Source organism: Sinosporangium album, from assembly GCF_900100605.1.
In the GTDB taxonomy this organism is placed as follows: Bacteria; Actinomycetota; Actinomycetes; order Streptosporangiales; family Streptosporangiaceae; genus Sinosporangium; species Sinosporangium album.
Map to the genome: position 1 here is coordinate 51,939 of NZ_FNCN01000032.1, position 11,572 is coordinate 63,510.

Sequence of the window (11,572 nt, forward strand, 5' to 3'; positions counted from 1 at the left end):
AACCGGCGGAGCCAGGTCGCCCGGGAGCGTCAGTCGATGATCTTCTTGCCGTCAGGGCCGACGACATGCCATTCCGCGCCGAAAGCGGTCTGCTTCTGGCCCTTCGTGTCGCCGGGTCTGGTGTCGCGGCTGAAGAGGTACAGCGGCTGGCCGTTGTAGGTGACCTGCTTCCGGCCTTTGCGGCGGGCCACGGTGCCGAGCATGTTCTTGTCGACACCCTGCCCGGCCTTGGGCTCCTCGGCCGTGAGGTAGGGCGGCCAGGCGTCGGCGCAGGCCTTGTAGCAGGTCGGGGTGCCGCCCGTGTCCTTGTCGAAGACGTAGAGCACACGGCCGCCCGGGGCGCTGAGGACCGTGCCGTACTTGGTCGTCTCCGTAGTGACCTCGGCATGCGCCGGCATCCCGGGCACCGCCGTGCCCGTAGGCCGCCCGCCCGTTGTGGAGGGCGAGGGCCTCTCCGTCGCCCCGCCGGTCGCGGGGGAGGCCGGTGGGGACACCTCACCGGTCGGCATCGCCGTCGACATCCCGGCGAGCTCCGTATCGACGCCGGTGCGGGTGTCGGCGCCGCCTCCGCAGGCGCTGAGCAGCATGGTCGCGGCGGCCAGCCCAACGGGCCAGATTCTCCGCATGCCCCCTCCTCTGTAGCGGGTCCGCCCATGGCGAGCGGATCGTTTGATCGAGAGGGGGTCGGGGTTATTGTTCCCCTTCCATGGTTTTTAAGCACGCCGCCGCTCCCGGAGTTGGGCACTTCCGTACGGTGCGAATTAGCAGATAGGCGGACGCCTCCCGGCAAAACCCCCGACCACCCACACCGAAGCCGCGTCCCCACCCTGGCGGGGCGCAGCCTTTCAGGTGGCTCAGCGGCGTCTCGGGGAGCCTCGGGGTGCGGGGGTATGGTGGGCTTTCGCAAGCCCCGGGTCCGCCTCTGCTCTGTATGCCGCCCGGGGCACGGCTTTTCTCGATCCCGGAGCCGTACGAATCCCGCCTCGAAAAAGCTCTTCGCTGTGCCGCAAGAGTAGATCCATACGATCAGCGCAAATGTACTGATCCTACAAAACCCCCTTAACCCTTTGGGGGTGGAAGCGCGATTGGTTTAGCGGTGGTGGGGGCGGTTGGTTGTGGTGCGTTTGCGGCAGATCAGGGTGATTTGCAAGGTGGCGCAGGCTTCGGCGGAGTCGCAGACGGAGACGGGGACGGGGACGGGGACGGGGAAGGTGCCGCGGGTGGTGGTGGAGCCGGTGATGAGGCCGCCGGCTTCGATGTGGATGCCGGGGGGCAGTGCGGTCGCGTCGTTCACGCCCCAGTGCGGACAACCCTGCGGCCGATCCCCTTCAGACAGGTGATGCGGCCCTGATCCTCTAGGAGCCGCAGCGCCTTGCGCATCGTAGGTCGGCTGCACTGGTACACCTGGGCGAGTTCCAGTTCACCGGGAAGGAACGAACCCAGGGCGTAGCTTCCGGCGGCGATCCGCCTCGACAGGTCTTCGTCGTCATTCGGTCGGGCTCCGTTTCGCTGCGGGTGGGAATGCGGCGGGGGTTCACTCTTCGCGCGGCGCGGTCGAGATCCCTGGCTCCTCGGCCGCCCACACGCTCCCTCCCGCCTGCGGGTCACATGCAGGTCCATTCCAATGCCTTGCCACCATTCCAGGGCAGCCCGCGATGAGGGAAACTAAAGGAACGCGATGAGGGAAGCCAGAGGAACGCGATAGGGGAAACTAGAGGAAAGTCGGTTCTCACTCCCGAGGTACCCGCCATGTCGAAGGTCCTAAGCGAACGACTTGCCCGTGAAAGGCTTTCGCGCGGGTGGTCGCAGAGGCAATTGGCCAGAAAGATCGCCGAGGCCGCCGCCGAAATGGGCATACCCATGCCCGAGCGGACATCTCTGGTGAAGTCGATAGGCAACTGGGAGCACGGGCGGCGCAGCCCGCGCGCCCCCTACCCGATGCTTCTCTCCCGTGCGTTCGGCATCGACTATGACGCCTTGTTCGGTGCCGCCCCGAAGCCGCCGCCGAGCAGTCCGGGCGACGTTCTTCGCCTTGATTGTGTCGAGAGTCGCTTCGCCGCGGACGATGACGATCGGCTCCGAAAGGATACTGTCGGGGCAAAAGCCTCAATGCTGGATGAGGATGAAGACATGGAGCGCAGACGACTCATGCGCGAAGCCGCCGCTGCCGCCGTCGGCGGTGCGGTGGCACCCGTGCTGGCCACTCTGACCGACGCGTGGCGGTCATCCGAACCCCGCATCCCTGGGGCGACCGTCTCGCAGGAGATGATCGACGACTGGGAAGACGCAGCCGATATCCATGTGAGGCGCGCGTATGTCGATGCGCCCGCCGTCGTGCTGGGAGGGCTCGCGGCCGACTTCGCCGGCATGGCTCCCCATCTCGCCCGCCAGCAGCCCGACGCGGTACGGCGAGACCTCGCCCACGCCGCCGCCCGGCACGCCGCACTGATCGCGGGAAAGTGGTTCGACCTGGGCCATCGCCGTGAGGCGCATCGCTGGTGGAAGAAGGCGCGCACCCTGAGCGAGCGAGCTGAGGATACGCTGCTGGCGGCGTGGCTGATCGGCTGGGAGGCGGCCTACCGGCGCCAGGATCCCGGTGAGGACCTCAACGCCGTGCTCGCCGTCGCGCAATTGGCACGTCGCCTGGCCGGAGACCGGCCCAGTCTGCCCCTCGTGGACAACTGCGGCGGTGAAGCGCAGATCCTTGCGATGCTGGGCCGTCACGATGAGGCCGTGGCCGCCTGGCGGGTGACCGAGGAGGTGTTCGACCGGCTTCCCTCCGGTGCCGCCGCTCCAGATCCCGGCTCAATGCACTATGCCCGTAGCGTGATCTACACCTTCGTTGGAGACGTCAAGCAGGCGACCGACGCACAGAGCAGCACCGAGGGCTTTTATCCGCCCGAGCATCGTACGGCGATACTCCTGGCATTCCACAACGCGGCTCTGCAGGCCCGCGCCAACCCTGCTCAAGGAGCACAGCAGGCGTTGCAGATCATGGAGAGACTACCCATCGAACGACGGGACACGCGAATGAAGGCGGCGGCTCGCATCGTGCTGAAAGTCGCCCCAGAGGAATCCCGTAATCTGCCCGCCGTACGCGAGTTGCGCGCGCTGACGGCCAACCGGTCGGCCTGAACCCCACTCAGTGCGCGGAACGGGCGGGCACATCAGGTGTAGGCCCGCCGGCTTGGGATGCCACGGTGATCTGGATGCCGACGGTCCTCGGCGGGATGTGGGCGGAGGCGCGGGCTGCCGCAGGGGCGGGGCCGTGCGCGTGTTCTGCCGCTCATTCCCGGGGTGGGCCCGGGGGAAGATCAAGGCAGCGCAGGGATGGCCTCAAGTGGCGGTGACTCTGTCGATGTCCGCTGGTCAGGGGCTCTCGGGGAGGGTGGCGAGGGCGGCGGCCACGTCGGCGAAGAGGTCGAGGGGCACGGGCAGGGTGGTGAGGGCGCCGTGCTGGGCGAGGCCTTGCAGGGCGGAGATGACGGCGACGGCGATGGCGTGGGCGTGTTCGGGGGTGCAGGGTGTGCCGTCGGGGCGGCGGCGGCCGGTGAGGGCTGCGGCGAGGGCGTCGGTCCGGGTTTGGGCGCGGGGGGCGAACTCACGGGTCAGTTCTTCGGAGCGGAACGCGTAGAGGGCGAGTTCGAGTTCGAGTAGGAGGGTCGCGCGGGACATGTGTGATCCGAGGGCGGTGCCGTACTGCTGTCCGTAGTCGCGCAGTGCGGTGGCCAGGTCGCGGTCGTCGGCGGCGGAGTGCGGGGTGGGCGGCTGGAAGGCGTCGGCGCCCTGTTCGACGAGGTCGGCCATGACGGCGGCGAGGAGGCCGTTCTTGCTTTTGAAGATCGAGTAGATGGCGCCTTTGGTCAGGTCGGCCTGGGCGGCGATGTCCTCCAGCAGTGAGCCGGTGGTGCCGTGCTGCGCGAGGTGGTCGGCCGCGGCGTCGAGGAGGCGCCTGCGGTTGCGGGCCTTGGTGGTGGCGCGGCGGCCCGGCTGCTCCCTTGTCGCTCCCATAGGCAACTGATACCTTGAGTATTGAAATACTTCAAGTATCAAATAGCCTGGAGGCCGGATGGATGCGCTGATCAAGGCCGCAGAACAGGTCGCGCCCATCGACAGATTCCCCACCGTCGACCAGATCAGGGCCCGCGCCGGGGCGCTGGCGGACGCGCATCCGGACATCGCCAGGTTCGACCAGGTGGGCGTGTCGACGAAGGGCGAGCCCATCGAGCGGCTGACGATCGGCGACGGCCCCATCCACGTGCTCGTGATCGGCATGCCCCACCCCAACGAGCCGATCGGCATGGCCACCATCGACCACCTGGCCACCCGCCTCTGCGCCGACGACGCCGTCCGCGAGGGCGTCACCTGGCACTTCCTCCCGTGTGTGGACCCGGATGGGACACGTCTCAACGAGGGCTGGTTCGCGGGGCCGTTCACCAGGGAGCATTACGCCCGGCACTTCTACCGGCCGGGCGCCGAGGCGCAGGTCGAGTGGACCTTCCCCTACGAGGGGGGCGGCCTGTCCTTGAACTCCCCGATGCCGGAGACTCGCGCGGTCATGAAGGCCATCGACGAGGCCAAGCCCGATCTGGTGGTGTCGCTGCACAACGGCGAGTTCGGCGGGGTCTTCTACTACGTCACGGACGACGCGCCCGAGTTCGCCGACGAGCTGCGGTCGGTGGCCGAACGTGTCGGCGTGCCCCTCTACCTCGGCGCCCCCGACGCTCCCGGCTCCCGCCCGGTCGGCGATGCGGTCTTCGTGCTTCCGTCCGCTGCCGAGATCGCCGCAGTGCTCACCGCGGAGGGCATCGATCCGGGCCTGCTGCTGTACGGCGGAAGCAGCATGGACTACACCCGCCGCGACGGCGGCGACGGCGACTCCCTCATCGTCGAACTGCCCTACTGGTCCGACGCGCGGGCGTGTGACCAGTCGGACTCCGGCCGCACCCACGGCGAGGTCGCCGCCGAGTCGGCGGTCGGCCATGCCGCCACTGTGGCGGCGCTCAGCGAGAGCTTCACCCGGCTCCGACCGCGTTTCGACGTCGATCCCGTGCTGCGTGACGCGTGCCAGGCGTTCCTCCACGTGCTGGGCACGATGGCCGTCGCGCCGCGGGAGGCCGACCCGCGTCCCGCGACCGTGGCCGAGGCGTTCACCAGCGCGGACTGGGTCCACGGCCTGCGGCTGCGTCTGACGGGCATGTATCTCCGCCTGCTCGCCGCCGTGCCGGCGCCCGGGCGGGGGGAGGGTGACGACATCGACGTCCGCACCGAACTGGACAGGGTCGAGAAGCTCTTCCAAGGCTGGTGTGCCGACGCCGAGGCCGCGGCGCCGAGTGTGCCTGTGCCTATTCACAAGCTTGTCGCCGTCCAGGCGGGTGCCACGGCCGCCGCGGTCGTCCGCCGTCTCAAGGCCGCAGGGCACGCCTGACCACGTCTGACCCCGGCGGCTCATCCACGGATTCTCCTCCGACGGTTTCTTCTTCGGCCATTCAGAGTTTCGCCGACCTGGCGACCCTGCAACCCTGCAACCCTGCGACTCGACGGCCTGGCGACTCGGCGACTAAGAAAACGGTTCTCAGTTTCGCAGAGTCGGGAACCAGCGGCGCGGATTTCACGACGAAATAGGTGGACATTCGCGCGGAGTCGGCGATTGAAGGAGAGAAAACCATGGGGGCACGGTGGATGACAGGGCGGCGGGCGATCTCGGGCGTTGATCCGAACGGTTCTCTGAGGTCTCATGCGCCTCCGTGCTTATGGCCCGGGGTCGCGGAGGAGCCAGGGCGCGCGGGCTAGTCGTCGGGGTGGGGATCCGCATCGTCTGCTGTGACAAGCAGACTCTCGTATTGGCCGGTGTGCGGGCCTTCCTCGCTCACGAACCCGACATGCACATCGTGAGGGAGACACAGGACATTCACGAGACGGTCAGACTCGCGCTCGACCTCAAACCCGACGTGATGCTTCTCGGCGCTCCCTCCCAGGACGTGGACCTGGTCGGGTTGGTGCAGAGGCTGCGCGGGGCGGGCGGTGACAACGCGCCGCAGGTGTTGATCATGGCCTCTCCCGAGGAGGAGGGAGGTCTGCTGTCCGCGCTTCGCGCTGGTGCCCGCGGGGTCATCGGCAAGGACACCTCCGCCTCGGACCTGAGCCGCGCCGTACGCGCAGTGGTGGGCGGGCAGGCGGCCTTGACGCCCACGATGGCGCGGCGCCTGCTCGACTGGGCCATGAGCGCGGCCCCGGCGACGGTCGACGTCCCGCCCGTGGCACGCGGGTTGACCGGCCGGGAGCGCGAGGTGATGGCGCTGGTCGCCAAGGGGCTGTCGGACAACGAGGTCGCCGTCACGTTGGGGCTTTCGAAGGCGACCATCCGGTCACACGTGCATCATCTCGCCACGAAACTCGGGTTGAGCGGACGGGCTCAGGTCATCGCTTTCGCCTATCGCTACGGCTTGGTCAACAGCGACGCCTCGGACGTGGAGGTGTGAGCGGGTCGTCGGTGTTTTGTTGAGCCGCCCGATCGGCCGTCGCTGTGGCGGATGTGACGAATGGGGTTCTTGTCGACTACTGGGATCGGGTGCGAGCGCCGTCCTTTGGGAGGTCGCAGCTCCGGTGCCGGCCCGGCGGTGAGGTCGGCGGTGGAAGGGGACTCCACATTACGTTGAACGAGACCGGGGCTTTTTCCACAATCAACGCGCCGATAGGGCGACATCACCACAAAGCCGCCGGTGAACTTAGTCAGATCGTGGATGACATCACATTTCCAGATAACTACTTTTGAAGCGCACAATGCACCTACTTTCAGGTCGAAAGGAGTATTGTCGTGATCAAGAAGGTTGTGAAGAAGAAGGTGGCGAAGCTGCTCGCGCCGCACAATCACCACACCTCGCTGGCGCCGAGCTTCACCTGGAAGAAGTAAGCATTACCCCGTACGTAGGCGTGGCCGCCGAAGAGTCGACGTCCGAGTCTTTGACCCTCCGCCGGCCTGCCGAGGCGACATGAAGCGGATCTGACCTGCTGATTTCGCCAGTGGAGGCCGCTCGAAAGAGCGGCCTCCACGCCGATCGAGCACTACCTGTGGATTCCCTTGAAGGGCAACGGTAAAAGACACCGGCCCAGACCGCCGGAGGTATCCGGCGGGAACGGTGTGCTTTTTTCATGTCCGCGGAAAGGTATCGGGAAAACCGCGTCCGGGGAAACCGTGTTCGGGGAAACCGCGTTCGGGAAGACCGCCCCAGAAAATGCAGTGCCCGAGAACGGGCGCCGGGCGGGGCGTGAATGTCGATGAGCTGGTCATGACAGGAAGGGAACGATATGACGGCGGGGCCGCGGCTTATCCATATCGAACTTCGCCCGCTCGGTGATGAAGCTACCCTCGCCACATCACCGTCGGGGGCCCTGTTCGAAATCGCCGCCCCGCTGGCGGCCGTCCAGGACCTGCTCAAACGGTGCGACGGCACGACGCCGGCGGACGAGCTCGTGGCCGGCACCGACGACCCCGACTCCTACGGGGAGTTGCTGGACCACCTGCGCGAAGCCGGCTGTCTCGCCGAGGGTCCGGGTGGTCCCGCCGCCGAGGACGAGGCGCACCGGCACCGCTTCGGCGGGGAAGCCGGCGGGCAGGCCGATGGGCAGGTCGGCGGGCAGGCCGGGCAGGTCGGCGGGCAGGCCGGTGGCGAGACCGGCGGGGTCCCGCTCGGCGAGACACCGCTGGTGGTGCTGGGCGACCGGCCGCTGGTCGACGTGGCCGTGGCGGCGCTTGAGGGGTTCACCTCGCCGACGATCGTGACGGGGGCCGAACTCGACGGAGTGCTGGCCGCACTCGACGGGCGCGCCCCCGTGCTCATGGTGCTCCGGGACCGCCTGGACGTGGAGCTCCTGGAGAAGGTGAACGACCTGTGCGCGGCGCGGGGGGTGCGCTGGGCCCAGTTCCACGTGGACCAGGGGAAGGGGTGGGCCGGCCCCGCCGTACAGCCCGGGTTCACCCCCGACTACCGGGACCTGCTCGATCGGCGTCTCACCGCCGCCGATCGGGAGGACCTGCATCGGGCGCTCACGGCCCCGGCGGCCTTCGGCGTACCGTATGTCCCGCCTCGGGCGGAGCTGCAGTGGATGATCACGTGCTTCACCGTCGACCTGGAACGCTGGGCCGGGGGCGCTCCGAGTCAGATGGCGTGGGGAGAGCTCGAACTCGACCCGGTGGCGTTGACCACGGTCCGTCACCCGCTGCTGCCGATGCCCGACCGGCCGGTGCATGACGACGGCTCGGTCTTCGGGGTGGAGGCGCTGATCGACGCCCGGACCGGGTTGATCACCGGGCTGCCGTCTTTCCCCCACCACGAGTCGATCCCGCGTGATCTGGTCACCGTGCAGAGCAACGTGGCCGACATGCGCCGGAAGTACACCTGGGCCAACAACGTGGTCTGCGGTGGCAGCAAGTTCGGCGATCCGGAGGTGGCGCGGCTGTCGGCGATCGGCGAGGCCGTCGAGAGATACTGCGGCAACTGCGTCACCGACAAGGTCGATGTCCGGGAGGCGTCCTACAACGAGCTGCTGGCGGCCGGGGAGCACGCCGTCGACCCCGACCAGCTCGTGCTGTACACCGACCGGCTCTACGACTCGCCCGGTTTCCCCTTCGTGCGCTTCGACCGCGACCTGCGCACCCATTGGGTGCTCGGCTCCTCGGTGACCGCCAAGAGGCCCGTCTGGGTGCCCGCCAGCATTGTCTACGTCAACTGGTACATGGACCAGTACGCCGCGGTGCCCCCCACCAACTACCTCTACTATCCGGGGATCGCCGCCGGGCCGAACCTCGACTGGGCGCTCGCCTCCGGCATCGAGGAGATCATCGAGCGTGACGCCACCATGATCTGGTGGATGAACCGGCACCCGCTGCCCGCCGTCGAGGTGACCGACGAGCTGGCGTCGCTGTGGGCGGGCAGGCCGCTTGAGCTGGGCCAGCGGGCGTGGCTCGTCCACCTGGACAACGAGTTCGACTTCCCGGTCATGGCGGGCGTCGTGGAGAACCGCCGCGAGGGGCTGCTCAACGTCGGGTTCGCCGCCAGGCCCGACCCGGTGGAGGCCGCCCGCAAGGCGTGGACGGAGGCCCTGACCCTGCAAGACGGCAGCCGCGACCTCGACGACCCCGACGGGTTGACGCGTACGGCGATGGCCGAAGGCTGGGTCAGCGCCCCGCTCCAGCCCTGGCGGGCCGACCGGCGGTATCTCGACAGCTACGCCGCCGACTTCCACGACGTGAACGACCTGATGTGCCAGCAGCAGGTCTTCCTCGACCCGCGCGCCGCCGACGTCGTACGGCCCTGGCTGGACACGCCCGTGACCCGGACCTTCGACGATCTCCCGCGCGTGGCCGAACGGTCGCTTTCGGCGTACCGCGACATCGTGGAGTCCCGGGGCTACGAGATCGTCTACGTGGAACTGACCACACAGGACGTGGCGAAGGCCGGCATGCGGGTGGTGCGGGTGCTGGTGCCCGGCCTCGTGCCCAACTTCCCCGCCGCGTTCCCCTTCCTCGGCCGCCGCCGCATCCAGGACGCCGCGGTACGGCTCGGCTGGCGTGACACCGCCCTTACCGAAGAGGAGTTGAACTACTTCCCGCTGCCGCACGCGTAATGCGCATATACCTGCGCCGCCACGCCGGGTGAGATCAACGATCACCCGGCGCGGCGGCGATAAATGCCATGCTTTGATCGTTCACTGCTCCCTTGCGAAAGGCCCCATGCGTATTTCCGATGGTGAATCTTTCACGACCTCGGGAACTCAAACGGCGCACAAAACGACCACCTGAGGTGTCTATCCGATGTTCCGGACACGTGAGGTGCGTGAGGTGGTGGTGCTGTGAGGAGGCACATCGAAGGGGCCGCACGGTGAGCCGCACGGTGAGCCGCCGGCGGAGTCGGCCAGGGGCGTCGCGCGTCCTGGCCGGCGTCGTCCTGCTCGCGGTTCTGGCGGCGGGGTGCGGGGGCGGAGCGGCGCCGGACAGGTCGGCCGCGTACGGCGGGCTGCGGCTGGCCGTGCCCGAACCCCGGGCGAGCGTCCAGCCGCGCGGGTTCGCCGGCTATTCGATCAGCAGCTATGGCGTGGGCGAACACCTGCTCAGGGCACGCCCCGACGGCACCGTCGAACCGTGGCTCGCGCAGTCCTACGAGCGGGTCGGCCCCACCGTCTGGCGGGTGCGCCTGCGCGGCGACGTGACCTTCCACAACGGCAGGCCCGTCGACGCCCCGGCCGTCGTCGCCGCGCTGCGCAGGCAGGTCGAGGCGGGCTACGGCAACGATGCGGTCGCCAAGGCGGAACTGAAGGCCGAGGGGCCGCTCACCGTCACGCTGACGACCGAGAAACCGAGCGGCGCGGTTCCGCGCGATCTCGCCTCGCTGCATCGCTATTACATGATCTACGATGCGGCGGCGGCCGAAAAAGCCGGGACCGACGAACAGAAACTCCTGGCCGCCGGAATATACACCGGACCATACAAACCGGTCTCGATAAATCAGCAGCAGATCACGGCCCGGCCGTACGACGGTTATTGGGGGCCCGAACCAGCGCTGCCGGAAATCCGCATCCTCAGCATCGGCGATCCGGAGGCGCGCCTGGCGGCGGTCCGCAGCGGCGAGGCCGACATCGCGCTGTCCCCTCCGGCGGAGTCGATCAGATCGATAGGCCGCGCGGGGGGCATCGTCTACCGCCGTGCCGAACTTGCGCAGCGGGCCGCCTACATGCAGCTCAACCTCAGGCGCCCGCCGTTCGACGACCTGGCCGCACGTCGGGCGTTTCTACTCGGCATCGACTACGCGCGGCTGTCGGCCGTCGCCGCCGGAGGGGGCGTCTTCGACCGGGCCGTGGGGCTGATGCCCGTGTCGCTTCCCTTCGGGGTGGAGACCCAGCGCACCGACGCGTCCGCCGCGGCGGCGCTGCTGCAGGAAGCGGGGTGGACGGCCGGCCCGGACGGTGTCCGAGTCAAGGACGGCACGCCGCTCCGCGTGCACTATCAGCACGAAGGCGGCTATCCCGAATACGAGGCCATCGGCGTCGTGCTGCGCGACATGCTCCGCCCGCTCGGGTTCGACGTCACCCTGGGCCGCATCGAGGACGCCTACGCGCCGGAGTCCTGGCCCGACACGTGGTCGGCCAGTGTCGTCGCGCTCTCGCTGGACGGGGCGAGCGTCGTCGACATGGTGTCCGGGTGGCTCGTCGGCGGAGGCGGCGCGAACTTCGGCGGCATCGCCGACGACCGCGTCGACGCTCTCGCGGCGCGACTCCAGGCGTCGCCGCTCGCGGACGCCCACGGCAGCCTGCGGGAACTCCAAAAGTTGATCGCCGACCGGGCGTACGCCGGGGTGCTGGCGTTCCGGCCCGTCGACGCCGTGGTGAACACCCGCTTCTCCGACTACCGGCCCGACCCTGGCTTCGTGTTCGTCGAGGCGGGGCTGACCGAGCGGCGGGGCGCGTGATGGGCGACCGCGAACGCGTCACGCTGTCGGTCGCGGACCCCCCGCCCGGCCCCACCCCGCCCTGCCCCACCCCGCCCTGCCCCACCCCGCCCTGCCCCACCCCGCCC

At 68.8% G+C, this 11,572-nt stretch carries 9 protein-coding genes; 5 read left to right on the plus strand and 4 right to left on the minus strand.

Going from position 1 to position 11,572, the window contains the following annotated elements; genetic code table 11:
* Nucleotides 1-29: 29 nt before the first annotated feature.
* The 3 genes from BLQ73_RS24975 to BLQ73_RS35130 all read right to left on the minus strand — a co-directional run bounded on the left by BLQ73_RS24975 (nucleotide 30) and on the right by BLQ73_RS35130 (nucleotide 1,620).
* Nucleotides 30-626 (minus strand): COG4315 family predicted lipoprotein, encoded by a 597-nt coding sequence (locus tag BLQ73_RS24975; protein ID WP_093173974.1) that lies wholly within the window; start codon nucleotides 624-626, stop codon nucleotides 30-32.
* A gap of 464 nt (nucleotides 627-1,090) precedes the next feature.
* The gene (locus BLQ73_RS24980) at nucleotides 1,091-1,294 is read right to left on the minus strand and encodes a hypothetical protein (RefSeq protein WP_093173976.1); all 204 of its coding nucleotides are present in this window, start codon (nucleotides 1,292-1,294) and stop codon (nucleotides 1,091-1,093) included.
* Complete coding sequence (locus BLQ73_RS35130; RefSeq protein ID WP_093173978.1) at nucleotides 1,291-1,620, minus strand: GntR family transcriptional regulator; 330 nt, start codon at nucleotides 1,618-1,620, stop codon at nucleotides 1,291-1,293. Before BLQ73_RS35130 ends, BLQ73_RS24980 begins: the two co-directional genes overlap by 4 nt.
* 129 nt (nucleotides 1,621-1,749) lie before the next feature.
* Between BLQ73_RS35130 and BLQ73_RS24990 the strand changes: the two genes are divergently transcribed.
* Nucleotides 1,750-3,135 carry a helix-turn-helix transcriptional regulator gene (locus tag BLQ73_RS24990; protein ID WP_143020428.1) on the plus strand — a complete coding sequence of 462 codons (1,386 nt, stop codon included), beginning with the start codon at nucleotides 1,750-1,752 and terminating at the stop codon, nucleotides 3,133-3,135.
* A gap of 234 nt (nucleotides 3,136-3,369) precedes the next feature.
* Here the strand turns inward: BLQ73_RS24990 and BLQ73_RS31710 are convergent, their stop codons facing one another.
* A complete protein-coding gene (locus tag BLQ73_RS31710; protein WP_176955661.1) occupies nucleotides 3,370-4,011 on the minus strand; it encodes a TetR/AcrR family transcriptional regulator in 642 nt (213 codons plus the stop codon).
* 58 nt (nucleotides 4,012-4,069) lie between these two features.
* Here BLQ73_RS31710 and BLQ73_RS25005 point away from each other — a divergent pair, with 58 nt between their 5' ends.
* The 4 genes from BLQ73_RS25005 (at nucleotide 4,070) to BLQ73_RS25020 (ending at nucleotide 11,465) form a co-directional block, all read left to right on the plus strand.
* Nucleotides 4,070-5,428: a M14 family zinc carboxypeptidase gene (locus BLQ73_RS25005; protein ID WP_093173985.1), complete on the plus strand. Its 1,359-nt coding sequence runs from the start codon at nucleotides 4,070-4,072 to the stop codon at nucleotides 5,426-5,428.
* Between the two features lie 325 nt (nucleotides 5,429-5,753).
* Nucleotides 5,754-6,482, plus strand: coding sequence for a LuxR C-terminal-related transcriptional regulator (locus tag BLQ73_RS25010; RefSeq protein ID WP_093173987.1), 729 nt, complete (start codon nucleotides 5,754-5,756; stop codon nucleotides 6,480-6,482).
* An 826-nt stretch (nucleotides 6,483-7,308) separates the two neighbouring features.
* Nucleotides 7,309-9,627, plus strand: coding sequence for a YcaO-like family protein (locus BLQ73_RS25015; protein WP_093173989.1), 2,319 nt, complete (start codon nucleotides 7,309-7,311; stop codon nucleotides 9,625-9,627).
* 254 nt (nucleotides 9,628-9,881) lie between these two features.
* Nucleotides 9,882-11,465, plus strand: coding sequence for an ABC transporter substrate-binding protein (locus BLQ73_RS25020; protein WP_176955663.1), 1,584 nt, complete (start codon nucleotides 9,882-9,884; stop codon nucleotides 11,463-11,465).
* Nucleotides 11,466-11,572 lie beyond the last annotated feature (107 nt).